Consider the following 24,033-nt stretch of genomic DNA (forward strand, 5'->3'; position numbering starts at 1 on the left):
GCCGTTACCAACCGCGGCACGCTCAAACGATGGAAGGAGTTCGTCATGGACAATAACCGTATCGAAGGTATCGCCCGTCAGGCAAAGGGCACGATCAAGGAAGCAGCCGGCAAGATCACCGGCAATGACAAGCTTCAGGCTGAAGGCAAGGCCGAAAAACTGGCCGGCCAGGCGCAGGAAAAGCTGGGCCAGACGAAGGATACCGTCAAAAAAGCATTCAAGTGAACCGTCAATGTTCAAGGCAGGAGGTTTCACCATGATGCTTGCGTGCGAAGCAACCCCGGCGGCAAGCTGCCTTCCGCAGGAGGTCAGCCTCTGCGCCGCCTTGCAGGCCGTAATCGCCTATGCTGACGGACAGGAGAAAAGCTCAATCTCCGTCACGTCGGTCGAGGGCCGTATTGTGCTCTCGGGCGAGGTTGAAACGCTCTCTGCCTTCGAACGTGCGGTGATCATCGCGGAATGTTTCGCATCGCGGCCGATCATTGCGGATCTGGCGATCCGGCAGCCGCCCTATCCCTATCTGGATGCCTCTTCCCCACGCATCCGCCTCGTGAATGATAACAGGAGTGACAGACAATGAAAAAACTCGTTCTCGCAACTGCAATTGCAACGCTGGCCATTGCCCCACTCGCTTCCGCCGAGACGAAGCACAACGGCAAGCGCGCTACGGAAACCGCGCAGAAGGAGCGTGTCGGCACGCTGTCGTGTGAAATCGCCGGCGGCGTCGGCCTCGTCGTCGGATCCAGCAAGGCGGTGAACTGCGAATTCCGCCAGCGCTCAGGAAAGACTGAGCGCTACACGGGCAAGATCGGCAAGCTCGGTCTCGACATCGGCGTGACCGGCAAGACCTTTATGAGCTGGATCGTGCTGAACACGGCGGCAAGCCGTGTGGGTGACGGCGCGCTGAGCGGTGATTATGTCGGCGCTTCCGCAGGAGCGTCGGTCGGGGTCGGTGTCGGCGCCAATGCGCTGATCGGCGGCAATGCCAAAAACTTTGCCCTGCAGCCTATCAGTGCGGAAGTGGGAACCGGCGTTAATGTTGCAGCGGGTGTATCCCACCTTCAACTGAAGCGCGCGGGTTAACCGTGCATCCGGGGCATTCAAGGAGTGGCCGCGCCTGGCTGGCGCGGCCACAAATTGCGGCCGGCTACTGTATCTTGTCCAGCATCTTGTAATATAAACCCACGAGCGGCAGGAACCAGGGCTTGCCGAAATGACCTGGCACCGCCGGCCACTCAAGCCCCTTTAGCGGGTTGTTGTCCGGCCGCCCCAGAATGGCGTCCGCAACCACCATGCCGAGATGTGTGGAAAGCTGCGCCCCGTGACCGGAATAGCCCATGGCATACCAGACGCCATCGTGATAGCCGGCCCGCGGATAGCGGTCCTTGGTCATGTCCACCAGTCCGCCCCAGCAATAGTCTATCGGCACATGCGAAAGCTGGGGAAAAATGCGATGGAGGCTTTCCGTCAGGATCGCTCCGCTCTTGGCGTCAGAACGCTGGTCCGACGTGGCGGAGAAGCGTGCACGGCCGCCAAAGATCAGCCGGTTATCCGGAGCCAGCCGGAAGTAGTTGCCGATGTTCATGGAGTTGACATAGGTGCGGTTGCCCGGAACCGACGCCTTCACTTCTGCATCCGTCAGCGGCCGCGTTGCGATGATGAAACTGCCGACGGCGATGATGCGCCGGCGAAAATAACCGAAACCAGAGGGCGTGTAAGCGCCAGTCGCAATGAGAACATTGTCCGCGGTCACCTTGCCGCGCGCAGTTTCAAGTTCGTGAAGCCCGCCGTTCTGGATGTGTTTCGTCACCGACGCATTTTCGAAGATCACCGCGCCATGACGGCTGGCAGCTTCGGCGAGCCCTGCCACATAACGGCCCATATGCATCATGGCGCTCTTCTTCGAGAGCATGGCGCCATGAAAGGGCGATCCTATTTCCGCCGTAAGATCGGCGGCGGACAGAAGCGCCGTATCGGGATCGACCTCGGCGTGGACAGCTTCGAAATTCCTCGCCAGCCCTTCGAAATGCTGCGGCTTCGAGGCCATTTTCAGTTTGCCCGCCCGGCGGAAATTACAGTCGATACCTTCCTCGGCGATCAGGCTCTCCAGCGTGTCGATTGACGCGTCCAGCGCTTTGTAGAGCGCAATGGCTCGTTCCTTGCCAAGCTCCGCCTTAGCGGAAAGATAGGAATGGGCAAGGCCGTTATTGAGGTGCCCGCCATTGCGGCCGGAAGCACCCCAGCCGACCCGCTGCCCTTCCAGAACAACGACGCGCGCGCCCGCTTTTGCGAGCTGGCGCGCAGCACCAAGACCGGTAAAGCCGCCGCCGATGACGGCTACATCATAGTGACCCTCTACAGGACCTTCCGCCGCCCCCGCGAAAGAGGGGGCAGTATCGTGCCAGTAGGAGACGAGCTTCATGGCCTGGTCCTTTCCTTACAGTCCGACAACACCCGCGAGACCGGAAATATCGGCGATCTCGACATAACCATAATAAGGGTTTGCCGGTTCGTGGCCGCGATTGACCCAGACCTTGTTCTTGATGCCGAGATCATGGGCCGACATCAGGTCGTAACGGAATGAGGACGAGACGTGGAGAATGTCTTCCGGACCACAGCCGAGCATGTCGAACAAATATTCGAAAGCCTTGAAATGCGGTTTGTAGGCCTGCGCCTGCTCGGCCGTATAGACGGCATGGAACGGCGCACCGAGCTTTGCGACATTCGACATGATCTGCGAATCCATGGCGTTGGACAGGATGACGAGCGGAATTTCGTTGGCGACCTTCGCCAGACCAGCGGGGACGTCCGCGTGCGGACCCCAGGTCGGAACGCGCTCATAGGTCATGATGGCATCCTCGTCCTTGAAGGATACGCCGTTGCGCTTGCATGTCCGTGACAGCGCGTTGTGAACGACTTCAGCGTAAGGCTTCCAGTCATGCATGACCTCATCCAGACGATAAGCGGAGAAATTCTTGATGAATTCCTGCATCTGCGCTTCATCCAGGCGGTCGCCGTAAAGATCGCGGGCGGCCTCGGCCATCTGAAAGTTAATCAACGTACCGTAGCAATCGAAAGTGATGTATTTCGGGCGGAAGATGGTCATGTCGTCGTCATCCTTGATTGGGGATCGAGTGTGGCCGGAATAATGAGATCATAGAAAGCCTTTGTCCCGTCGGCGCACCGCAATTGCCCGTCGCGAAAGCAGATTGTTGCGTATGTAGCTGCCAGTTTGGCAGAGAGTTGCGCGCGGAGAAACCCGGATGCCCTCGCCTGGCCCGGTTTGCCGCCAGGCGCGCACGACAGGCGGCATAAGATGCGGCAACGGATAAAAGCAACAGCGAAACATATCGAACCTTCCCATTTGTCGGGACAATCTTCTTCAAACCTCAGTCTATCAATGAACCAGCAGAGCAAACGGAGTTTCGGCATGCACGCCAGCCCCATCGACATCCAGTCCTTTCAACCTGACCATCTTGACGCCGCCGTCGAACTCTCGCGCCAGGCCGGTTGGCCGCATCGCAAGGAAGACTGGGCGCTTGTCCTTTCAATCAGCAATGGCTTCGTCGCGCTCGAAAACGGCCGTGTCGTCGGAACCGCAATGGCGACGCTGCTGGGAGATGGCTGCGCCACCGTCAATATGGTGATCGTGGATGAGGCCATGCGCGGCCGCGGTCTTGGCCGCCGTCTGATGGATGCGGCGATCGGCGCCGCCGAGGAGCGCGAATGCCGCCTGGTCGCCACGGCCGATGGCCTTCCCCTCTATGAAAAAATGGGCTTCGTCGCCTCGGGGGAAGTGCTCCAGCATCAGGGCGTTCCTGTTCCTGGCGAAAAGCCGGCGGGTGTCGCCTGGCTCGAGACCGTCGTTCCAGGGGAGCTTGCGGTGCTCGATGCGCAGGCGTTCGGCGCGGACCGCACCCCGCTCTTTGCAGCGCTTGTCGCGAGAGCGCGTTTTGCCGAAGTCCGGCAGGAGGGCGTCCTCAAGGGCTTTGCAGGCCTGCGCGCCTTCGGGCGCGGTGAGGTAATAGGCCCGGTCGTGGCAGAAAATGCTGAAACTGCAAAGGCCCTCATCGCTTTCTTCATTGCCGAGCGCCCCGGCATGTTCCTGCGGGTGGACACCACCGCCGATACGGGTCTCGCCCCATGGCTCGTCGAAAATGGTCTTGCCCATGTCGGCGGCGGCATCGCCATGCGCCGACCGAAGACCGATATCGCCCCCGGCAGAAAATTCAAAACATTTGCATTGACCAGCCAGGCACTCGGCTGAATCCGGAGAGAGACCCATGTTAAGCAATTCCCTGATCGAACTGGACCGCGCCCATCTGGTGCACCCCGTCTCCTCCTTCCGCGGCCATGAGAAGCTGGGCGTGCGGGTGCTGAAATCGGCAAGCGGCGCCACCGTCACCGACATCACCGGCCACCAGCTCATCGATGGCTTTGCCGGTCTGTGGTGCGTGAATGCCGGTTATGGTCATGACAGCATCGTTGAGGCCGCAGCCAGACAGATGCGGGAATTGCCCTATGCCACAGCCTATTTCGACATTGGCAGCGAGCCGGCCATCCGGCTTGCGTCGGAACTCGCCGACCGAGCGCCCGGCGACCTGAACCATGTCTATTTCACGCTTGGCGGCTCCGATGCCGTGGACAGCACCATCCGTTTCATCCGCTATTACTGGCACGCCAGGGGTGAGCCGCAGCGTGACCAGTTCATCTCCATCGAACAGGGTTATCACGGCTCCACCACCGCCGGCTCGGGCCTCACCGCCCTGCCCGCGTTTCATGCTGGTTTCGGCGTGCCTTACGACTGGCAGCACAAAATCCCGTCGCATTACGCCTATCGCAACCCGGCCGGAAGCGATCCCGCCGCCATCATCGCCTCCTCCCTGCAAATTCTGAAGGACAAGATCGAGACGATCGGTCCGGAGCGCGTCGCCGCCTTTTATGCGGAGCCCATTCAGGGTTCCGGCGGGGTGCTCGTACCGCCGCCCGGCTGGATCAAGGCCATGCGGGACCTCTGCAAGTCATACGGCATCCTTTTCGTCGCCGACGAAGTCATCACCGGCTTCGGGCGTACCGGCCCGCTTTTTGCCTGCGCCGACGAAGATATCGTGCCCGACTTCATCACCGCGGCGAAGGGCCTCACGTCCGGCTACGTGCCGATGGGCGCGGTATTCATGGCTGATCATGTCTACGACACGATTGCCGATTTCGCAGGCGACGCGGCGGTCGGCCATGGCTATACCTATTCCGCTCATCCGGTCAGCGCAGCCGTGGGTCTGGAAGTGCTGAAGCTCTACGAAGGCGGGCTGCTGGAGAATGGCCGCCGCGCCGGCGCGCACCTCATGGCGGGGCTGGAAGGGCTGAGAAGCCATCCGCTGGTCGGCGATGTGCGCGGCCGCGGCATGCTTGCCGCCGTCGAGCTTGTGACCGACAAGGAGAAGAAAACCCCGCTTCCGGCAGCGGCCATACCGGCCCGCAGGGTTTTTGATCGCGCCTGGGAGAACGGCCTCATCGTACGCGCCTTCGCGAACGGCATCCTCGGCTACGCGCCGCCGCTCTGCTGTACGGATGGCGAGATCGATGCGATAATCGAACGGACGCTTAAAACCCTCGATCAGACGTTAGAGGACCCGACCGTGCGGGCGGCAATGGCCTGAAGCGGCGACCGGCTCTTTCCCGGCACCTTCGCGAAATGTCGCCACACAGCGGATATTCGCAATATTCTGCCGAAGAGCCGATCCATTTCGGAGAATCCGGCGCGCCGGAACTGCCAAACTATCCCTAAGAAAAAGCACAAAACGCCACTAAAACAGGCGTTTTCAAAAATGGGAACGGGACAAGGATTCCGTCCGGGAACGAAATAAAATGCCGCAACCCTCCCCTAAAAAGGACGTGGCGGCAGAGCGGAGACCGACATTGCCCAAAAAACTGAGCGACTTCAAATATATGAGCTTCGACGTGGTGGGAACCCTCATCGATTTCGAACGGGGTCTGACATCGACGCTGGCCGCAATCGGTGCGGAAAACGGTGTTGAGGTCGATGGTGAAAAGGCGCTCGCGCTCTACCGTGCGGCCCGCTACTCCGACGCGACCGACCTTTTTCCCGATGATCTCGTGCGCGTCTACCTCATCATTGCCCCTGAGCTCGGCCTGCCGGTGGAGCGCGCCTATGGTGAGCGTCTGCGCGACGCGGCGAAGGACTGGAAAGGCTTTGCCGACAGCCGCGCCGCCATGGCCGAACTTTCAAAGACCCACCGCCTGATCGCCATGACCAACGCCCGACGCTGGGCCTTCGACTATTTCTCGAAGGAACTCGGCAACCCCTTCCACGCCGCTTTCACTGCCGATGACACCGGCACTGAAAAGCCCGACCCTGCCTTCTTCGAGAAGGTCTTCTCCTTCGTGGAAAGCGAAGGAGCGTCGAAGGACGACATTCTGCACGTGGCGCAGAGCCAGTACCACGATATCGGCATTTCCCGAAAACTCGGCATGACCAATTGCTGGATAGAGCGTCGCCATGCCCAGAAGGGATATGGCGGCACGATCGAGCCGGAAAACTTTACCGAACCGGATTATCACTTCACGTCCATGGCCGGCCTTGCCGAAGCCGCCAGACAATCGGGCGGCTGAGCCGCCCCTGCTGTCGGCGTGGCGCACACCGGTGCCCAGCCGCAGATAATTTCTACAGACGCATTTCAAGAAATCATACAAAAGGGGAAGACCATGAGTGACAGGATTTCAAACTGGACCCGCTCCGACGATGCTGCCGTTGAACAGGCGATACGCCGCGGCGCCACACGGCGCGAACTGCTTCACATGATGCTGGCGGGCGGCGTGGCCCTTTCCGCCGGCTCGGCAATCCTCGGCCGCGCCTCGCAGGCCGTGGCGGCTACCCCCGTTTCCGGCGGCGCGCTGAAGGCGGCGGGCTGGTCGGCCTCCACTGCCGATACGCTGGATCCGGCCAAAGCCTCGCTCTCGACGGATTATGTCCGCTGCTGCGCGCTCTACAACCGCCTGAGCTTTCTCGACATTTCCGGCACGCCGCAGATGGAGCTGGCCGAATCGATCGAATCCAGGGACGCCAAGACCTGGACCGTGAAACTCCGCTCAGGAGTGACCTTCCACGACGGCAAGGCGCTGACCGCCGACGACGTGGTCTATTCGCTGAAGCGCCATCTCGATCCAGCCGTCGGCTCCAAGGTTGCCAAGATCGCGGCGCAGATGACCGGCTTCAAAGCCGTCGACAAGAGCACCGTCGAGATTACGCTGGCCAGCGCCAATGCCGACCTGCCGACGATCCTTGCCATGCACCACTTCATGATCGTGGCCGACGGCACCACCGATTTCTCCAAGGGCAATGGCACCGGTGCCTTCAAGCTGGAAAAATTCGAGCCGGGGGTACGCTCGATCATGGCGAAGAATACCAATTACTGGAAATCCGGCGGACCGCACGTCGACAGCTTCGAGTTCTTCGCGATCTCGGACGATAATGCCCGTGTCAACGCGCTTCTCTCCGGTGATATCCAGCTCGCCGCCGCCATCAACCCGCGCGCGCTCCGTCTGCTCGACAAGCAGGAGGGCGTTGTCCTGTCGAAGGGAACGTCCGGCAACTACACCAATCTCAACATCCGTCTTGATCAGGCCCCCGGTAACAAGGCCGATTTCATTGCCGGCATGAAGTCGATCGTCAATCGCGAGCAGATCGTCAAGGCGGCCCTGCGCGGACTTGGGGAAGTGGGGAACGACCAGCCGGTGCCGCCCATGAGCCCCTATCACAATCCGGATCTGAAGCCGAAAGCCTTCGATCCCGAGAAGGCGAAGTTCCACTTCGAAAAAGCCGGCGTCAATGGCCAGTCCATCCCGGTCATTACCTCCGACGCGGCGAACTCGGCCATCGACATGGCGATGATCATCCAGGCTTCGGCTGCGGAAATCGGCGTCAAGCTGGACGTGCAGCGCGTTCCCGCCGACGGCTACTGGAGCAATTACTGGCTGAAGGCCCCGATCCATTTCGGCAACATCAACCCGCGTCCGACGCCCGACATCCTGTTCTCGCTGCTTTATGCATCGGACGCGCCGTGGAACGAAAGCCAGTACAAGTCGGAAAAATTCGACAAGTTGATGCTGGAGGCGCGCGGCCTGCTCGACATGGAGAAGCGCAAGCAGATCTACTTCGAGATGCAGACGATGATCGCCGACGAAGCAGGCACCATCATTCCCGCCTATCTCACCAATGTGGACGCAATCTCCTCCAAGCTGAAGGGGCTGGAAGCCAATCCACTCGGCGGCATGATGGGTTACGCCTTCGCGGAATACGTCTGGCTCGAAGCCTGATAAACCATGGTGCCGGGCGTGAAACAGCGCCCGGCAAGCTTTCCCCAAGATGCGGGAAGCCTCCACCATCAGGCAGGTTGCAGGAGCATGTGAATGAACAGCCGGATATTATCCCTTGTCGCCAGGCGGCTGGTCGTCATGCTGACGACGCTGCTTATCGTCTCATTTATCGTCTTTTCAGCCACCAGCCTGTTACCCGGCGACACCGCGACGATCCTCCTCGGCCAGGCGGCGACGCCTGAAGCCGTTGCCGGCCTGCGTACCGCCATGCATCTCGACGATCCCGCCCTGCTGCGTTTCATCCGTTGGCTTTTCGGCCTGGTGCAGGGAGATCTCGGCACGTCCTATGCCAATAACATGGCGATTGCCGATCTCATCGGCCCGCGTTTCATCAACTCCATGAAGCTGGCCGGCATCACGACCATCATCGCCGTGCCGCTGGCGCTGACGCTCGGCATCAGTTCCGCAATGCTGCGCGGAACGCTTTATGACCGGGCCGTCACCGTGCTGACCATCGGCGTCATTTCGGTGCCGGAATTCATGATCGCGACGCTCGCGGTGCTGCTTTTTGCCGTTTACCTGAAATGGCTGCCGGCGCTCTCGCTCGTCAGCGAAGTGCACACGCTTTTCGATGTGCTGCGTGTTTACGCCATGCCCGTCATCACCCTGACCTTCGTTGTCTCCGCCCAAATGATCCGCATGAGCCGCGCCGCCGTTATCGAGACACTCGACACGCCGTATGTCGAAATGGCGCTGCTGAAAGGTGCGCCGCGCATGCGCATCGTGCTGCGCCACGCGCTGCCAAACGCGCTCGGCCCCATTGTCAACGCGGTGGCGCTCTCGCTCTCCTATCTTGTCGGCGGTGTTATCATCGTCGAGACGATCTTCAATTTTCCCGGCATCGCCAAGCTGATGGTCGATGGCGTCGCCACCCGCGACCTGCCGCTGATCCAGACCTGCGCAATGATCTTCTGCGTCGGTTATCTCCTCCTCATCACGACGGCAGACATCATCGCCATCATGTCCAATCCGAGGCTGCGCTGATGGCCGATCATGTCAAAACAACTTCGGGGACCTCGCGTTTGGGTTACAAGATCAACGCAGTCGGCGTTTTCGGCTTTCTCGTCATCTTTCTCTGGGCCATGGTTGCGATCTTCGCGCCATATCTCATTCCGCATCCGGTCGGTGAAATCGTCGATTTCGATTATTTCGGGCCGATGACATCGGAGCTCTGGCTCGGTTCGGACTATCTCGGTCGTGACGTGCTTTCCCGTATTCTCATGGGCGCACGTTTTACGGTCGGCATTTCGCTGGCAGCGGTCGCCATCGCCTGCACCTGCGGCGTTGTGCTCGGCATGTGCGCCGCCGTCATCGGCGGCTGGTTCGACGCCGCGCTCAGCCGGTTTCTCGATGCGGTGAATTCCATTCCAAGCAAGCTTTTCGGCCTTGTGGTCGTCGCCGCTGTCGGTTCGTCCATTCCGGTGTTGATCGTCACGCTCTCGGTCATCTACACGCCCGGCGCCTATCGTTTTGCCCGCGCGCTTGCAGTCAATGTCAACACAATGGATTTCGTCACAGTGGCGCGTGTTCGCGGCGAGAGCCTCTTTTATCTCATCGGCTCCGAAATTCTGCCGAACATCATCCGGCCCGTGCTTGCCGATCTCGGCGTGCGGTTCGTGTTTATCGTCCTGCTTCTTTCTGGCCTTTCCTTCCTTGGCCTCGGCCTGCAGCCACCCAATGCCGACTGGGGTGCGCTGGTGCGCGAAAACATCGGCGGCCTGCCTTTCGCGGCTCCCGCGGTCATTTTTCCGTCACTGGCCATTGCAAGCCTGACGATCAGCGTGAACCTGCTGATCGACAATCTGCCGCAGAAAATTCGCGACAGGAGCGAAGCATGAACAATCTCGTTGAAATCCGCGGATTGAAGGTCGAGGCAACCACCGATTCAGGCCGTCGCATCGATATCATCAAGGGCGTCGACATCGATATCGCCGATGGCGAAATCGTCGCACTGATCGGCGAAAGCGGCTCCGGCAAGACCACCATCGCACTGACGCTGATGGGTTATGCCCGCCCCGGTTGCCGCATTTCCGGCGGCAGCGTCAAGGTGGCGGGTCAGGATATGGTGCAGCTTTCCGAAACAGAGCGCGAAAGGGTTCGCGGCACACAAGTCACCTATGTCCCGCAAAGCGCTGCTGCCGCCTTCAACCCGGCACAGAAGATCATAGATCAGGTCATCGAAGTCACCCGCATCCATCACCTGATGCCGCCGCAGGAAGCCCGTGCACGCGCGGTTGAGCTCTTCAAGGCGCTCTCATTGCCCAACCCGGAAACCATCGGTGACCGTTATCCGCATCAGGTCTCCGGCGGTCAGCTTCAGCGCCTCTCCGCGGCCATGGCGCTGATCGGCAATCCGAAGCTGGTGATCTTCGACGAACCGACCACCGCACTCGACGTGACGACCCAGATCGAGGTCCTGCGCGCCTTCAAATCGGCAATGCGTAAGGGCGGCATCGGAGGTGTCTATGTGTCACACGATCTCGCCGTCGTTGCCCAGATCGCCGACCGGATCGTGGTGCTGAAAGGCGGCGAGGTACAGGAAACCGGCACCACCAGGGATATTCTCGAAAATGCGCAGCATCCCTACACAAAGGAATTGCTGACGGCATTTCATGACAAGGTCCGCGCGGTCGCCCCGCCAACGCAGGAGCGGGCAGCACCGTTGCTGGATATTGAAAATCTGATCGCTGGATATGGCACCAAGGGCGACGACAGGATGCCGCTCGTGCGCGCCGTGGATTCCGTCAGCCTTTCGGTCTATCCCGGTCGCAATCTCGGTATCATCGGCGAATCCGGCTGCGGAAAATCGACACTGGCACGCGCCATTGCCGGCATTCTTCCGGCGGCAGGCGGCCATGTCATTTTCGAAGGCAAGGAGCTGGATGCCGATGCCCGCCATCGGACAAGCGACCAGCTGCGCCGCATGCAGATCGTTTTCCAATATGCCGATACCGCGCTTAACCCTTCGAAACCGATCGAGGATATTCTCGGCCGGCCGTTGACCTTTTATCACGGCATGAAGGGCAAGGCCCGGGATGCGCGGGTCGATCAGCTTCTCGACATGGTGAAGCTGCCGCGCTCGGTGCGCCACCGTCATCCCTCAGGCCTGTCAGGCGGGCAGAAGCAGCGCGTCAATTTCGCCCGGGCGCTGGCCGCCGAACCATCACTCATCATCTGCGACGAAATCACCTCGGCGCTGGACACCGTGGTTGCCGCCGCCATCATCGATCTTCTCGGCGAATTGCAGCGGGAGCTGAACCTCTCTTACATCTTCATCAGCCACGATCTCTCGGTGGTGGAGACCATCTGCGACGAAATCGTGGTGATGTACGCCGGCAAGAAGGTGGAGCATCTGGAGACGGAAGCCATAAAATCGCCGACGCATCCCTATTCAAAGCTGCTCTTCTCTTCGGTACCCAAACTCGACCCGACATGGCTCGACAATCTTCAGCAGGATGCAGAGCTGGTGCGGGCGTTTTCCAAGCGGTGAGCTGCTGAAAAACAGTAAGGCGTTGCAAAAACCTGGGTGATTACCAAAGAGGATTGAGACGCTGTCCTCCGTCATGCCGAACTTGATCCGGCATCCAGCCACGGCGCGTCTGCCCCGTGAGAAGAGTCTTTTGCAATCAAGGACTTGATCGCGCTGGACCCCGGATCAAGTCCGGGGTGACGGAGTGTAAGTGCAACCCCCTGTCAAACCCATCGGTTCTGCGGACGTCTGATGTACTACCTCTCACTTCAAAGCGGAAAGAGGCTGGTCAGCGGCATATGCGATTTGATAATCGGCGATTTCAGCACCACGAAGCTGAAATATTTGTCGATGCCCACGTCCATATCGGTCAGCCTTTCCATGATCGACTGATATTCGACAATGCCCGACGTGACGAATTTCAGGAGGTAGTCGTAACCGCCGGAAACGAGATGGCATTCCACCACCTGATCGATTTTTTCGACGACCCCGAGGAAGCGGGCGAAATCGATCTGGCGATGATTCTTGAGTGTGATCTCGGTGAAGACCGTCAGCGTCTGGCCGAGTTTGTTGATGTTGATCTGCGCCGAATACCCCTCGATATAACCTTCCGACTGGAGCTTCTTCACCCGCATCAGGCAGGGGCTTGGCGAAAGATTGACAAGTTCCGCCAGCTCGACATTGGTGATGCGACCGTTTTTCTGAAGTTCATAGAGAATCTTGATATCGATCCGGTCAAGTTTCATCACGTGCGGAACCCCTTTTGTTTTTTCAGACACGCGGCATAAAATTCTGGCGCGGCAATTGAAATCTTACCACATGGACGCGCGCTGTCGACGCAACGATGTTTTTTTCATTCAGCAGAAAGAGTTGCAGAGAGGTCTGCGAACAGCAGGAAATTCCGACAGAGAGCCCAGTCTGGCAACGTTTGCGCGCCGGCCAAGGTAAATTAGGACGACTATAAGGAGCCAGACCATGCCCGCCCCGCTGCAACAGATAACGACATCGCCGGACCTGCCGAAAGCGGCTGACGCCGTCATCATCGGCGGCGGCATCGTCGGCGTATTCGCTGCTTATTACCTCGCGCAGCGCGGCCTGAAAGTCGCCCTTGTCGAAAAAGGTCTTATCGGCGCCGAGCAATCCAGCCGGAACTGGGGCTGGTGCCGGCAGCAGAACCGCGACGCAAGGGAATTGCCGATTTCGACGCAGAGCCTTACGCTCTGGGAACGATTTGCGGCCGAAAGCGGCGAGAACACCGGCTTTCGCCGCTGCGGGCTGCTTTACCTGAGCGACAACGAGGCCGAGCTTGCTGGATGGGCGCGCTGGCGCGACTTTGCCCTTACTGCCGGCGTGACGACCCATATGTTGAGCGCAGATGAGGCGAGCGAGCGTGGGCATGCGACCGGAAAACGCTGGAGGGGGGGCGTTTTTTCACCGACCGACGGGACAGCCGATCCTTCCATGGCGGCCCCCGCCGTAGCGCGTGCCATCATGAAGCTGGGCGGCACGGTACATCAGAACTGCGCCGCGCGGGGCCTTGAGACGGAAAATGGTCGCGTCAGCGCCGTCGTTACCGAAAAAGGAACCATCCGCACGAAAACGGCGATCATGTCCGGCGGCGCCTGGGCCTCTTCATTCTGCCGCCAGCTGGGCATCCGTTTTCCACAGGCTTCGGTTCGGTCCTCTATTCTCGCCGTTACGCCCGGCGCGGAAGGTCTGCCGGATGCGCTGCACACTGCCGCCGTCTCGGTAACGAAGCGGAATAATGGGGGCTATACGCTCGCCATCAGCGGGCTTGGACGCATTGACCCGACGGCGCAGCAGGCGCGGTTTGCGCGTGAGTTCGTGCCGATGTTCCTCAAGCGCTGGCGCAGTCTCAGGCCGGGCGGCCTGGAAGGCGTTCGCGGCGGCCATGAGTCACTGAAAAACTGGCGGCTCGATGCGCCGACCCCCATGGAAAGGGTTCGCATTCTGGATCCGAAACCGAATGCGGCAGCGATCCGCGAAACCCATGAAAGAGCTTTGCAGCTCCTGCCTGCTCTGCGCAAAACGCAGGTTTCGACCACATGGGCCGGCTTTATCGACAGCACACCGGATGGCGTACCTGCCATTGGTGAAACCATCGAATTGCCCGGCTTCATCCTCGCCGCGGGCTTCAGCGGCCATGGTTTCGGCATAGGTCCGGGAGCGGGCCACCTCATTGCCGATATCGTCACTGGCGCCAGCCCGATCGTCGATCCCGCGCCTTATCATCCCAGCCGTTTTAACAGCTCGGCCTGGGGCAAGGTCGCGGATTTCTGACGGACAAATACCCGCGGGGCTGACCCAGCGGGTATTGCAGTCCGCCGCATCTCATCTGCAGGTCAGCTTTTCGGCAGTCCGGGAGGATTGGTCCGCGATTCCGGCAGCGCCTCTTCGGAAAGTTGCCAGCGGTCGAGAATTTTCGCATAGGCACCACTCTTGATCAGGTCGTTGGTGGCGAGTGTCAATGCATCGGCCAGTCCCGAACCCTTGCGGGTGGTGATTGCAACGTCGGAACGTTCCGGCCATCCGGCGGAAAGGGTTCCGACACGCTTGATTGTCTTGTCGCGTGCGGCGATGAAAACCAGCTGGGCATGCGGCTGAACGATTACATCCGCCCGCCCTGCCGAAAGGGCTACAAGCCGCGTTGCTTCATCGTCGTAATATTGCAGCTCGATCGGCTTCAAACCGGCGGCAACGTTCTCGTCGCTCCATTTCAGCAGAATACGCTCCTGATTGGTGCCGGCGCCGACGATGATACGCAGCCCCGCCGCATCCTTCGGCTCCCTGATAGCGCTTATGCCACTGTCGGACTTGACGAAGAAGCCGTGGAGACCCTGCCGGTAGGTGGAGAAGTCGAACTTTTCCTTGCGCTGCTCCGTGACACCTACATTCGAGATCACCGCATCGTATTTGCCCGACGCGAGCCCCAGCGGCCAGTCCGCCCAGGCGACCGCCACCAGTTCCAGCTCAAGCCCGAGACTGTCGGCAACGGCGAGCGCATAATCGGGATCGGCCCCTACGACAGTCTTCGCGTCGGTTGCGTAAGTGGCCAGCGGCGGGCCGCCCGGTGAAACGGCCACGGTGAATTTGCCTGGTGAGACGAACCGGAAATCCTTCGGGATGGCGGCAATGGCACCGGCATCCTTCTCGACCCTGACACGCCTAGGCTGATCCGGCGACAGATCGAAGACATCATCTGCGAAAGCAGACGCGAAGCCGGCAAAGGAAAGAAAGGCGCCGAGCGTGACGGAGGTCAGGCGAAAGTTGAAAGTCATTGGTGTTTCCCGATATTGATCGCGGGACGGAGGTAGCGCGGGCGGGAGGAGGCCCGCGCTACCGGCTGAGTGATGTCCCACCTTCAACTCAGCTTTTTCGGCAACTTGGCTGTCAGCGATGTGCCTTCTCAGCTCTTGGGCAGACCGGGCGGGTTTGTGCGGGATTCGGTGATGGCCTCCGAGCCCAGATTCCAGCGGGCGAGAACCTTGCCGTAGTTGCCGTTCTTGATCTGGGCATTCAGTGCGGCAGTGATGGCTTCGGCAATACCGGCGTCCTTTTTCGAAGCGACGGCGATTTCCGCCGCTTCGGGCCAGCCGCCGGAGAAGGTGCCGACGAGCTTCGTCTTCTTCTGACTTGCCGCCTGGAAGGCAGAGGTGGCATTGGGGCCAAGATAGGCATCCGCGCGGCCGGATTGCAGGGCGACATCAAGCACCGCCTGGTCGTCGTAATATTGTACCTCGGTGTCGGCCAGACCCTTGGCTTTGTTGTCCTTGATCCACTTCAAGAGTATCTGCTCCTGATTGGTGGCCGCGCCGACAATCACCTTCAGCCCGGCAACATCCTCGGGCTTGCCGATTGACGTGACCTTGCTGTTGTTGCCCACGTAAAAGCCAAGCAAGTCGTTGCGATAGCTGGAGAAATCGAACTTTTCCTTACGGGCCTCCGTCACCGTTATATTAGACGTCACGGCGTCATATTTGCCTGATGTGAGACCGAGCGGCCAGTCAGCCCAGGCGATGGGGACAAGCTGAAGTTCAAGTCCAAGGCTGTCGGCGACGAGCTGGGCAATATCCGGCTCCACGCCGATCGGCGTCTTCGTGTCGCTCGCGTAATCCACCAGCGGCAACCGGAAAGGTACGGTCGCAACCGTCAGCTTTCCATCGGCGACGAACTTGTGGCCGGCAGGCAGAAGCTTGATCGCCTCCTCCACCTTTTCTGCGCGAACGCGACCCTTCTGCTCCGGCGACAGGTCAACCTCCTGCGCATGCGCTGCCGGGATGAGCGCGGCAGTGGCCGTGAAAAGACCACCGGCGAGCAGGGAAAATAATTTCGATGAAAAAGCCATGTGAGTGTTTCCTTTTTGTTGATTAGAGAACTTTGGCGAGGAATTCGGCTGTGCGCGGATGCTCGGGATTATTGAACACCTTGTCAGGCGTGCCCGTTTCGAGAATCCGCCCCTGCTCCATGAAGATCACCCTGTCGGAAACTTCGCGGGCAAAACCGATCTCGTGCGTGACGATGATGAGGGTGACGCCGGACCGGGACAGTTCCTTGATGACGTCAAGCACCTCGTTGACGAGTTCGGGATCAAGCGCCGAGGTCGGCTCATCGAACAACAGCACCTTTGGCCGCAGGGCAAGCGCCCGCGCAATCGCCACGCGCTGCTGCTGGCCGCCCGAAAGCTGACGCGGATAGGCTCCGGACTTTTCGGCAAGACCGACGCGAGCCAGAAGATCCCTCGCCTCCGCCTCGGCCTGCTCCTTCTTGATGCCCCGAACCACGACCGGCGCTTCGGCTATATTTTCCAGTGCGGTAAGATGGGGGAAGAGGTTGAAGCTCTGAAAAACCATACCCACTTCAACGCGTCGCTTGAGGATCTCCCGCTCCTTCAGCTCGTAGAGCGTGTCGCCTTGCTGGCGATATCCGACCAGTTCGCCGTCAATGGCAATGAAGCCATCATCCACGCGTTCCAGGTGATTGATGGAGCGCAGCAGGGTGGACTTGCCGGACCCGGACTGGCCGAGAATGGTGGTGACACTGCCCGCCGGAATGGAAACGGTGACATCATCAAGGACTTTCAGCGAGCCGAAAGACTTCGAAACACCGTGAATATTGACCGACCCACCGCGATTTCCGAGCTGGAAACTACCGGTCCTGACGGCGGTCGGCCGTTCGGCTCTAGCGTCCGCAGGCGCTGGTGCCTCCACCGCTTCAGGCAAGGGCCGGCGCGGCCGGATTGTGCGGTAGAGCGTTGCAAATAGTGAGGGCGGAGGGTTGCGCAGCGCGCCACGCGAAAAGTGCCGCTCAATGTGATGCTGGACGATGGAAAGCGCGGTCAGGATCACCAGATACCAGACGGTGGCAACCATCAGCAGCGGGATCACTTCCAGATTGCGGCGATAGATGATCTGGATCGTATAGAATAGCTCGGGCAGCGCGAGGATATAGACCTGCGACGTTCCCTTCGCGAGGAGAATGATCTCGTTGAAACCATTGGGCAGAATGGTTCTCATCGCCTGCGGTAGCACGATGCGCGAAAACTGCCGGCGGCGCGGCAGGCCAAGCGAGGCCGCCGCCTCGAGCTGACCTTGTTCGACCGATAGGATGCCACCGCGCACGATCTCCGATGAGAAAGCCGCAGCATGTAGCGTCAGTCCGAGCACCGCAGCCGCAAAGGGCGTCATGAGCTGCGTCGTGTTCCAGCTGAAGAAGTTGATACCGGTATAGGGAACGCCGATCGTGACGGTCTCGTAGAGATAACCGAGATTATTGAGGATCAGCAGCAGCACAATCAGCGGAATGGAACGGAATATCCAGATATAGGTCCAGGAGATCGCGACAAGCAGGGGAGACCCCGAAACGCGGGCAAGGGCGAGAACGGTGCCGAGCACGAAACCGAGAAAAGCCCCAAGCGCCGTCAGCAGCAGCGTCCGGCCTAGCCCGACAAGCACCGGTTCGGCGAAAAACCATTCCGCAAATACATTCCAGCCCCAGCGTGGGTTACCGAAGACGGAATGCAGGACGGCCGCGATGATGAGAACCGCAAGAACGGTGCCCGCCGTACGCAGTGGATAGCGGGCAGGAACGACGCGGAAATGCGCGTAACCGTCCCTGACCGGCTCGCCCTTGTGTTCACTCACCGAGACATTCGGAAAATCGGAAGCTATCGTCATCGGAAAAGGCCTTTCACGGATGAACTGGAGAGAGTTGCGGCCGCGCGGCCGAAAGCGATGCGCCATCCCTGATGGGCGCAGAAGCTTCAGACAGCCTTTTTTCAAAAGGCAGGGACTTGATCGTCTCGGGATCGGCCGCGGTGTCGAACAGGGCGCGGTAGCCGTTGGTCAGATAAAGACCGACCGCTTCTGGCTGACGGAAGCCGGTGGTCAGATAAACGCGACCGTAGCCCTGACGGATCGCCTGCAGCTCCAGTTCACGCAGCACAAGTTTCGCGAGCCCCTGCCTGCGATGGGCGGAGTGTGTCCAGACGCGCTTGAATTCTGCCGTCTCGTCGTCGTAGCGCATGAAAGCCCCACCGGCGATCGCCTTGCCGTCACGCAGGAGCAGCAGGAAGTTGCCAGATGGCGGGCTGAAGGCCTCAGGCGGATATTTGTTGAGCTCCGCCTTGGCCCCTTCCGCATTGAAAAATGTGCCGTAGCGGCTGTCATATTCGAACAGCAACTCCTCAAGAAGCGGCGTCGCGAGCGGATCCTTGACCGATGTGTAGAAAAAACTGTCGCTCATGTCCTTGTCCCAAATTTTGCGTCAGGAGAGGTAGTCTTCCGCCAGACGCACCCAGAAGCGCGCCGCAGGCGCGATGATCGTATCGTTGAAATCGTAGTGAGGGCTGTGCAGCGGCGCGCTGTCGCCATTGCCGACGAAGAGATAGGAACCAGGCCGCTCCTGCAGCATGAAGGCGAAATCCTCGCTCGCGGTTCTCGGCTGAAAGCTCTCGGCGATCTGTCCTGGCGGGAAGTGCCGTCTGGCGACATCTTGGGCGAAAGCCGTCTGCACGGCATGATTGATGACGGGTGGAAAACCCCGTGAATAAGCAACCTCGGCCTTTGCGCCAAAGCTTTCCGCCTGCGCCTTTGCCAGCGCCGGAAGCCGCTCCTCCAGCCTGTCGCGCACGACCGGCGAGAAGGCGCGTGCAGTGATCTGCAGTTCGACGCTCTCGGGAATGACATTCGAAGCCGTCCCGCCATGAATGGAGCCAACCGTCAGCACCGCCATCTCGCGCGGATCGACATTGCGTGAAACGATGCTTTGCAGCGCGGTGACGAAGCTTGCCGAGGCGAGAACCGGGTCGACCGTTTCGTGCGGCGCTGCCCCGTGTCCGCCCCTGCCGACAATCCGCACCTTCGCCTTGTCGACGGAGGCCATTGCAGGACCTTCAACGAAACCGAACTGGCCCGCCTCGACACCCGGCCAGTTATGCAGGCCAAAGACGGCGTCGACCGGAAAGCGTTCGAACAGCCGGTCCTTTATCATCGCCCTCGCGCCGGCGCCGATTTCCTCGGCGGGCTGGAAGATCAGTGTCAACGTGCCGGAAAACCTCGAGGTCTCGGCAAGATAACGGGCTGCTGCGAGTAGGATGGTCGTATGGCCGTCGTGACCGCAGGCATGCATGACGCCCGGCGTGTCGCTGGCATAGGCAAGGCCGGTTTCCTCGGCAATGGGCAGCGCGTCGATATCGGCGCGAATACCGAGGCGTTTTTCGCCGTGGCCGCGCTTGAGGGTCGCCACGACGCCATGTCCGCCGACGCCCTCCGTCACCTCATATCCGAAGGACAGAAGATAACGGGCGATGAGAGCGGCCGTGCGTTTCTCCTTCAGCGAGAGCTCCGGATGCCGGTGGAGATCGCGCCGGATGGCGATGCTCTCCTCGATGAAGGCAAGGATTCCCCGTTCGGCGTCGTCCTGCGGACGCGCGCCGTCAATGTGGATGTTCATGGTTCTATCTCCTGCACGACCCTTTACGCGCCGCGTCCTGAAAGTCTGCGCCGGCCGGGTCGCCCTCCGGCCGCGATCTTATGCGATGGCCTTGTCCGAACCGCTTTCGCCGCGGGCGTAGACACTTTCCCGGAAAGGCAGCCCGAGATGGTCGCGCAGCGTCGCCCCGTCCAGATGCGGATCGAAATAACCCCGCCGCTGCAGCACAGGAATGACAAGGCGGATGAAATCATCCAGCCCTTCGGCAATCACGGGAAAACCGAGAATGAAGCCGTCCGCAGCGTCGTGCTCCACCCAGCGGATGATTTCGTCAGCCACCTTGTCCGGTGTGCCGATGAAACCCTCACGCGGGGTCGCCGCCTCCAGTGCCGCCTCGCGCAGCGTCTGGTTCTTTTCCTTGGCGCGACGCTTGATGCGGTCGGTCGTTGAACGGAAACTGTTCTTGCCGATATCGCCCAGGTCAGGGAAAGGCTCATCCAGCGGATAGACGCTGAAATCATGATGATCGAAGAAGCGGCCGAGATAGGCGAGCGCCTCCTCGATTGTGATGAGGTTGCGGATAACGTCGTATTTCGCCTCCGCTTCTTCCTGGGTCTCGCCGACAATCGGTCCGATGCCTGGGAAGATCTTCACATCGGCAGCGGACCTGCCCTGCGCGACGGCACTCTGCTTGACTCGCTTCAGGAAGGTCTGGTTTTCCTCAAGTGAAGCGGAATTGGTGAAGACCGCATCAGCGTGCTTGCCCGCAAGACCGATGCCGGCATCGGATGAGCCGGCCTGAAACACTACCGGCTGCCCCTGCGGCGAACGCTGGATGTTCAAGGGGCCTTCCACCTGGAAAAAGCGGCCCTTATGGCCGAGGGTGTGAAGTTTGGTGCGGTCGAAAAATTGCCCCGTCTCACGGTTGCGCACAAAGGCATCATCGTCCCAGCTGTCCCACAGACCCTTGATGACTTCGAGATATTCGTCGGCAATCTCATAACGCAGCGCATGTTCAGGATGATTGCGGCTGTAGTTCTTCGCCGTGCCTTCGAGAGGTGTCGTCACCGCATTCCATCCGGCGCGGCCACCGCTCAGGAGATCGAGCGAAGCAAACTGGCGGGCGATGGTGAAGGGGTCGCTATAGGAGGTCGAAACGGTTCCGGCGAGACCGATCTTCGAGGTCACCGCGGCCAGCGCTGAAAGGATCGTCAGCGGCTCGAACCGGTTGAGGAAATGAGGGATCGACTTTTCGTTGATGTAAAGCCCGTCCGCCACGAAAGCGAAGGCGATACCGGCCGCCTCCGCCTTCAACGCATTCTTCCTGAAAAACTCGAAATTGACGCTGGCGTCAACTGGGCTTTTGGGATGCCGCCAGGCGTTCATATGCCCGCCGGGGCCCTGAAGCATGATGCCGAAACGGATTTTCTTTCTCGTCATGTCATCTCCTCCTGAGGACTAAATCACGCCGCCCGGGAAAGGCGGTGCGTGGCCAAGAGTTCGATCGAGGCAAGCCGCTGATCCGCCCCGACATGCGGCGGCTCGATGATGAATTCCTCGATGCCGTGCTCTTCGGAAAGCGCGCGAAGCGCCTTGTGAATATCCTCCGGCCCGCCATGCAGGACATTGGGCTTGCGCTCCTCGATGCGGTAATCGGCATCGCCGGACTGGCGGGCAAATTCCTCCGCCTGTTCACGCCGGCCCAGATTGAAGGCCCTGCCATCACTGAGGAACACCCGGTAAATGCGCTGACCTTCGACCTGCCGCGCGGCATGAGCGGGGTCGCTCGCAGCAAACGCGGACAGGGCAAGGACCGGGGCAACTCCGCCGCTTTCTTCACGGAAAACCGAAAGGCTGCGGCGGAGAACCTCCACGTCGCCATTGAGGTGGCCGGCAAAAACGAAATTCCATCCGCGTGAAGCGGCAAGCCTCGCGCTTTCCGGGCTGGCGCCGAGCAGGAATCGTTCCGCAGCGACCGGCGGTACGGGAGTTGCCCGCAATCCGGCCTGCGCGTGTTCGTGCGGCGCGGCGCCGGACAGGAATGTGGTAAGCTCGCCGAAGGCCGCTTCAAAATCCGGTTTGCGGGCAGGATCATAGGCCTGCTGCAAGGCTGACGTCGCGAGCGGCAGCCCGCCCGGTGTCTTACCGATGCCGAGATCGACCCGGCCAGGCGCGAGCGACGACAGAACGTTGAAAACCTCGGCAACCTTGTAAGAGCTGTAGTGCTGCAGCATGACACCGCCTGAGCCGACGCGGATGTGGGAGGTCTTCGCCAATATCCACGCAACCAGCGCTTCCGGCGCGGACCCGGCTAGTTCCGGCGAATTGTGATGCTCGGCCACCCAGAAACGGCGGTAGCCCAGCTCTTCGGCACGTCTGGCGAGATTGATCGTGTCGCGGAATGCACTCGCCGCGTCCTCACCCGTTGGAACAGGGCTCTTGTCCAGCAAACTGAGCGTATACATCATCACCTCGCGTGTCTTTGATGCATACTTTGTCTACGGATTTTATATACTAATAAAGGATGATCGTTCCACGTTGCGGCACGATGAGAGAAAATATTGTTTTCAGTGGTGTCGCGGAAAGCCGGCGCAGGCGGGAGGCATCCGCAACGCGGAGGGTCACCTCAAAATAACGTTGCAACTGGCCGCTTTCAGCACCAAACGAAGGCGAAACGGGCTTGCGCCGAAATTCGGTAAAAACTACTTAGTAACTCAGGAATAATATGGCGAGGCGCTGTAAAATGTGCCGTCTCTCTTTCGGATCATGTGATGTTGACCAAAAAAGGCAAATACGGACTAAAGGCACTTGTCGATCTGGCGCGGTTGCCCCAGGGCGAAACCGCCTTCGTGACAGAGATTGCGAGCCGTAACAACATCCCGAAAAAATTTCTCGACACCATTCTTCTGGAACTGCGCAATAGCGGAATCCTGCGCTCCAAGAAGGGGCCCAATGGCGGTTATTCACTGTCGAAAATGCCGTCGGAAATCATGATCGGCCAAGTTATCCGCACGCTGGACGGTCCTCTGGCGCCCATCCGCTGCGCAAGCCGCACAGCCTTTGAAGCCTGTGACGACTGCGATGATCCGGAGACCTGTCAGGTCAGACTTTCGATGACGGACGTGCGTGACGCCATCGCAACGATTCTGGACAATATGACGCTTGCGCAATTCGTGGAGAAGGACGGGCAGGACGCCCACGCCATTCCGGCCGGTCAATAGATTTCGAACGGTCGGTCATTCGCGATCTACTCATTGCCTGCGCAGATCGTCCTCCAGCGAAGCGATCAATCCGTCTTCGCTGACGCCTTCGACAAGACCGAGGCGCGCCATCAGGATTTCAAGCGTGATGGCATTGTTGCGAACCGAGCGAAAGGTGACGTTTTCTGCACCAACCTGTGCCGCATCGATATTGGCCGCAAGGCTTGCTATCTGCGCCCTCAGGAGTTCGATGGCGAGAAATACTTCCCCTATGACGGGTCGTGCCGCACCCTTATACGCCAGCCTGTCGATCAGCAGGGACGAAAGCTCACCCTGCTTTTGTCCCAACGCCACTGCGGCCCTCAAAAGAGTTGACACGGAAGTGGCCAGATTTCCGGCGCCCTGAGCCAGGAACACAACCTGATCGGCACGCAACAGACCCTCCCACGACGTATTGGGGCGATTGCGCAAGACGATAAGCAAGGGCTGCCCGGACGTATTGACCGCTGGCACGACGATCCAGTCCGCGTCGCCCCTCACCGACCCAACAACGTCGTCGGGAAGCCGCAGGGCGTAGTCATCTTCCGTCACCGTAACCGCTTGGTCCAGATTCGCGGCAGACGTTGCCAGTCCGAATGTCTCGCCAAGATCGAGACGGGCGAAAAGCGCCCTGCGCTGCTCTTCGCTGCCCGCATTCCTGATGAACTCAAGGGCAGTGAAATGTTCAACGAGGCCCTGCGCCGCCTCGGCATCGGCTGCTGAAATAATGGCAAGCGCCTGTGACAGAATGTCATTGGTGATATCCGCTCCACCGAGCTCCGTTGGAACGGAAAGAGCGAGAAGGCCGGAACGGGCAATCCGAGCGTGGATGTGTCCTGGACTTTCAACCCCGCAGTTCGCGGCGATTGCCCGTGCGACGGTCAGCACATCGATATCCGCGCCAAGGCGTGGAGGAACGAAACGAAGTCTTTCGCCGAGAGGCGTGACGGATCCCATGCTCAACTCCCTCAAACAATGACA

The 24,033-nt window shown here is 60.0% G+C and carries 23 protein-coding genes; 12 read left to right on the forward strand and 11 right to left on the reverse strand.

The features are described 5' to 3' along the window. Positions 1–45: 45 nt before the first annotated feature. Genes EYD00_RS15810 through EYD00_RS15820 form a run of 3 tightly spaced genes read left to right on the forward strand, consistent with a single transcriptional unit; the run spans position 46 to position 1,083 of the window. Positions 46–225: a CsbD family protein gene (locus EYD00_RS15810; RefSeq protein ID WP_004445431.1), complete on the forward strand. Its 180-nt coding sequence runs from the start codon at positions 46–48 to the stop codon at positions 223–225. Positions 226–232: 7 nt separating this feature from the next. Next, complete coding sequence (locus EYD00_RS15815; RefSeq protein WP_080823375.1) at positions 233–580, forward strand: BON domain-containing protein; 348 nt, start codon at positions 233–235, stop codon at positions 578–580. Then, a complete protein-coding gene (locus EYD00_RS15820) occupies positions 577–1,083 on the forward strand; it encodes a DUF992 domain-containing protein (protein ID WP_022562866.1) in 507 nt (168 codons plus the stop codon). The genes EYD00_RS15815 and EYD00_RS15820 overlap by 4 nt, the downstream gene beginning before the upstream one ends. A gap of 64 nt (positions 1,084–1,147) precedes the next feature. Here EYD00_RS15820 and EYD00_RS15825 read toward each other — a convergent pair whose 3' ends face one another. Together EYD00_RS15825 and EYD00_RS15830 are read right to left on the reverse strand one after the other, a co-directional pair. Further along, a complete protein-coding gene (locus EYD00_RS15825; RefSeq protein ID WP_022562867.1) occupies positions 1,148–2,422 on the reverse strand; it encodes an NAD(P)/FAD-dependent oxidoreductase in 1,275 nt (424 codons plus the stop codon). Positions 2,423–2,437: 15 nt separating this feature from the next. Then, a complete protein-coding gene (locus EYD00_RS15830) occupies positions 2,438–3,106 on the reverse strand; it encodes a haloacid dehalogenase type II (protein WP_022562868.1) in 669 nt (222 codons plus the stop codon). Positions 3,107–3,430: 324 nt separating this feature from the next. Here EYD00_RS15830 and EYD00_RS15835 point away from each other — a divergent pair, with 324 nt between their 5' ends. From EYD00_RS15835 to EYD00_RS15865, 7 genes are all read left to right on the forward strand, one after another. Then, positions 3,431–4,267 carry a GNAT family N-acetyltransferase gene (locus EYD00_RS15835; RefSeq protein ID WP_022562869.1) on the forward strand — a complete coding sequence of 279 codons (837 nt, stop codon included), beginning with the start codon at positions 3,431–3,433 and terminating at the stop codon, positions 4,265–4,267. Positions 4,268–4,283: 16 nt separating this feature from the next. Continuing rightward, positions 4,284–5,657 carry an aspartate aminotransferase family protein gene (locus EYD00_RS15840; RefSeq protein ID WP_022562870.1) on the forward strand — a complete coding sequence of 458 codons (1,374 nt, stop codon included), beginning with the start codon at positions 4,284–4,286 and terminating at the stop codon, positions 5,655–5,657. Between the two features lie 259 nt (positions 5,658–5,916). Beyond that, a complete protein-coding gene (locus EYD00_RS15845; protein ID WP_034496993.1) occupies positions 5,917–6,630 on the forward strand; it encodes an HAD-IA family hydrolase in 714 nt (237 codons plus the stop codon). Positions 6,631–6,723: 93 nt separating this feature from the next. Then, positions 6,724–8,334, forward strand: coding sequence for an ABC transporter substrate-binding protein (locus tag EYD00_RS15850; RefSeq protein WP_022562873.1), 1,611 nt, complete (start codon positions 6,724–6,726; stop codon positions 8,332–8,334). Between the two features lie 93 nt (positions 8,335–8,427). Then, positions 8,428–9,378, forward strand: coding sequence for an ABC transporter permease (locus EYD00_RS15855; protein ID WP_034496995.1), 951 nt, complete (start codon positions 8,428–8,430; stop codon positions 9,376–9,378). After that, on the forward strand, positions 9,378–10,232 hold the full coding sequence (locus EYD00_RS15860; RefSeq protein WP_004445444.1) for an ABC transporter permease: 855 nt from the start codon (positions 9,378–9,380) through the stop codon (positions 10,230–10,232). Before EYD00_RS15855 ends, EYD00_RS15860 begins: the two co-directional genes overlap by 1 nt. Then, positions 10,229–11,884, forward strand: coding sequence for an ABC transporter ATP-binding protein (locus EYD00_RS15865; RefSeq protein WP_022562875.1), 1,656 nt, complete (start codon positions 10,229–10,231; stop codon positions 11,882–11,884). The genes EYD00_RS15860 and EYD00_RS15865 overlap by 4 nt, the downstream gene beginning before the upstream one ends. Before the next feature lie 248 nt (positions 11,885–12,132). Here EYD00_RS15865 and EYD00_RS15870 read toward each other — a convergent pair whose 3' ends face one another. After that, positions 12,133–12,609, reverse strand: a complete 477-nt coding sequence (locus EYD00_RS15870) for an Lrp/AsnC family transcriptional regulator (protein ID WP_004445447.1) — start codon at positions 12,607–12,609, stop codon at positions 12,133–12,135. 229 nt (positions 12,610–12,838) lie between these two features. Between EYD00_RS15870 and EYD00_RS15875 the strand changes: the two genes are divergently transcribed. Beyond that, complete coding sequence (locus tag EYD00_RS15875; RefSeq protein WP_022562877.1) at positions 12,839–14,164, forward strand: NAD(P)/FAD-dependent oxidoreductase; 1,326 nt, start codon at positions 12,839–12,841, stop codon at positions 14,162–14,164. 62 nt (positions 14,165–14,226) lie between these two features. On the opposite strand, the gene EYD00_RS15880 is transcribed toward EYD00_RS15875, so the two are convergent. The 7 genes from EYD00_RS15880 to EYD00_RS15910 all read right to left on the reverse strand — a co-directional run bounded on the left by EYD00_RS15880 (position 14,227) and on the right by EYD00_RS15910 (position 22,281). After that, the gene (locus EYD00_RS15880) at positions 14,227–15,162 is read right to left on the reverse strand and encodes an ABC transporter substrate-binding protein (RefSeq protein ID WP_022562878.1); all 936 of its coding nucleotides are present in this window, start codon (positions 15,160–15,162) and stop codon (positions 14,227–14,229) included. A gap of 128 nt (positions 15,163–15,290) precedes the next feature. Continuing rightward, positions 15,291–16,229: an ABC transporter substrate-binding protein gene (locus EYD00_RS15885; RefSeq protein WP_022562879.1), complete on the reverse strand. Its 939-nt coding sequence runs from the start codon at positions 16,227–16,229 to the stop codon at positions 15,291–15,293. Positions 16,230–16,251: 22 nt separating this feature from the next. Continuing rightward, complete coding sequence (locus tag EYD00_RS15890) at positions 16,252–18,057, reverse strand: amino acid ABC transporter permease/ATP-binding protein (protein WP_081859448.1); 1,806 nt, start codon at positions 18,055–18,057, stop codon at positions 16,252–16,254. 13 nt (positions 18,058–18,070) lie between these two features. Beyond that, entirely contained in the window at positions 18,071–18,625 is a 555-nt protein-coding gene (locus EYD00_RS15895; RefSeq protein WP_022562881.1) for a GNAT family N-acetyltransferase, read from the reverse strand. A gap of 21 nt (positions 18,626–18,646) precedes the next feature. Then, entirely contained in the window at positions 18,647–19,834 is a 1,188-nt protein-coding gene (locus EYD00_RS15900) for a M20 aminoacylase family protein (protein WP_022562882.1), read from the reverse strand. A 78-nt stretch (positions 19,835–19,912) separates the two neighbouring features. Then, positions 19,913–21,253 (reverse strand): LLM class flavin-dependent oxidoreductase, encoded by a 1,341-nt coding sequence (locus EYD00_RS15905; protein ID WP_022562883.1) that lies wholly within the window; start codon positions 21,251–21,253, stop codon positions 19,913–19,915. A gap of 23 nt (positions 21,254–21,276) precedes the next feature. Then, on the reverse strand, positions 21,277–22,281 hold the full coding sequence (locus EYD00_RS15910) for an LLM class flavin-dependent oxidoreductase (protein WP_034496999.1): 1,005 nt from the start codon (positions 22,279–22,281) through the stop codon (positions 21,277–21,279). 303 nt (positions 22,282–22,584) lie between these two features. On the opposite strand from EYD00_RS15910, the gene EYD00_RS15915 reads away from it, so the two are divergent. Beyond that, positions 22,585–23,034: an RrF2 family transcriptional regulator gene (locus tag EYD00_RS15915; protein WP_004445456.1), complete on the forward strand. Its 450-nt coding sequence runs from the start codon at positions 22,585–22,587 to the stop codon at positions 23,032–23,034. A gap of 30 nt (positions 23,035–23,064) precedes the next feature. Here EYD00_RS15915 and EYD00_RS15920 read toward each other — a convergent pair whose 3' ends face one another. Continuing rightward, a complete protein-coding gene (locus EYD00_RS15920; protein WP_004445457.1) occupies positions 23,065–24,009 on the reverse strand; it encodes an acyl-CoA dehydrogenase family protein in 945 nt (314 codons plus the stop codon). Between the last annotated feature and the right edge of the window lie 24 nt (positions 24,010–24,033).

The organism is Agrobacterium sp. 33MFTa1.1 (assembly GCF_004328495.1).
Classification (GTDB): domain Bacteria; phylum Pseudomonadota; class Alphaproteobacteria; order Rhizobiales; family Rhizobiaceae; genus Agrobacterium; species Agrobacterium pusense.

Coding starts and splice junctions, on each gene's coding strand:
- EYD00_RS15810 (WP_004445431.1), top strand. CDS start 46: ATGGACAATAACCGTATCGAAGGTATCGCCCGTCAGGCAAAGGGCACG.
- EYD00_RS15815 (WP_080823375.1), top strand. CDS start 233: ATGTTCAAGGCAGGAGGTTTCACCATGATGCTTGCGTGCGAAGCAACC.
- EYD00_RS15820 (WP_022562866.1), top strand. CDS start 577: ATGAAAAAACTCGTTCTCGCAACTGCAATTGCAACGCTGGCCATTGCC.
- EYD00_RS15825 (WP_022562867.1), bottom strand. CDS start 2,422: ATGAAGCTCGTCTCCTACTGGCACGATACTGCCCCCTCTTTCGCGGGG.
- EYD00_RS15830 (WP_022562868.1), bottom strand. CDS start 3,106: ATGACCATCTTCCGCCCGAAATACATCACTTTCGATTGCTACGGTACG.
- EYD00_RS15835 (WP_022562869.1), top strand. CDS start 3,431: ATGCACGCCAGCCCCATCGACATCCAGTCCTTTCAACCTGACCATCTT.
- EYD00_RS15840 (WP_022562870.1), top strand. CDS start 4,284: ATGTTAAGCAATTCCCTGATCGAACTGGACCGCGCCCATCTGGTGCAC.
- EYD00_RS15850 (WP_022562873.1), top strand. CDS start 6,724: ATGAGTGACAGGATTTCAAACTGGACCCGCTCCGACGATGCTGCCGTT.
- EYD00_RS15855 (WP_034496995.1), top strand. CDS start 8,428: ATGAACAGCCGGATATTATCCCTTGTCGCCAGGCGGCTGGTCGTCATG.
- EYD00_RS15860 (WP_004445444.1), top strand. CDS start 9,378: ATGGCCGATCATGTCAAAACAACTTCGGGGACCTCGCGTTTGGGTTAC.
- EYD00_RS15865 (WP_022562875.1), top strand. CDS start 10,229: ATGAACAATCTCGTTGAAATCCGCGGATTGAAGGTCGAGGCAACCACC.
- EYD00_RS15870 (WP_004445447.1), bottom strand. CDS start 12,609: ATGAAACTTGACCGGATCGATATCAAGATTCTCTATGAACTTCAGAAA.
- EYD00_RS15875 (WP_022562877.1), top strand. CDS start 12,839: ATGCCCGCCCCGCTGCAACAGATAACGACATCGCCGGACCTGCCGAAA.
- EYD00_RS15880 (WP_022562878.1), bottom strand. CDS start 15,162: ATGACTTTCAACTTTCGCCTGACCTCCGTCACGCTCGGCGCCTTTCTT.
- EYD00_RS15885 (WP_022562879.1), bottom strand. CDS start 16,229: ATGGCTTTTTCATCGAAATTATTTTCCCTGCTCGCCGGTGGTCTTTTC.
- EYD00_RS15890 (WP_081859448.1), bottom strand. CDS start 18,057: ATGACGATAGCTTCCGATTTTCCGAATGTCTCGGTGAGTGAACACAAG.
- EYD00_RS15895 (WP_022562881.1), bottom strand. CDS start 18,625: ATGAGCGACAGTTTTTTCTACACATCGGTCAAGGATCCGCTCGCGACG.
- EYD00_RS15900 (WP_022562882.1), bottom strand. CDS start 19,834: ATGAACATCCACATTGACGGCGCGCGTCCGCAGGACGACGCCGAACGG.
- EYD00_RS15905 (WP_022562883.1), bottom strand. CDS start 21,253: ATGACGAGAAAGAAAATCCGTTTCGGCATCATGCTTCAGGGCCCCGGC.
- EYD00_RS15910 (WP_034496999.1), bottom strand. CDS start 22,281: ATGATGTATACGCTCAGTTTGCTGGACAAGAGCCCTGTTCCAACGGGT.
- EYD00_RS15915 (WP_004445456.1), top strand. CDS start 22,585: ATGTTGACCAAAAAAGGCAAATACGGACTAAAGGCACTTGTCGATCTG.
- EYD00_RS15920 (WP_004445457.1), bottom strand. CDS start 24,009: ATGGGATCCGTCACGCCTCTCGGCGAAAGACTTCGTTTCGTTCCTCCA.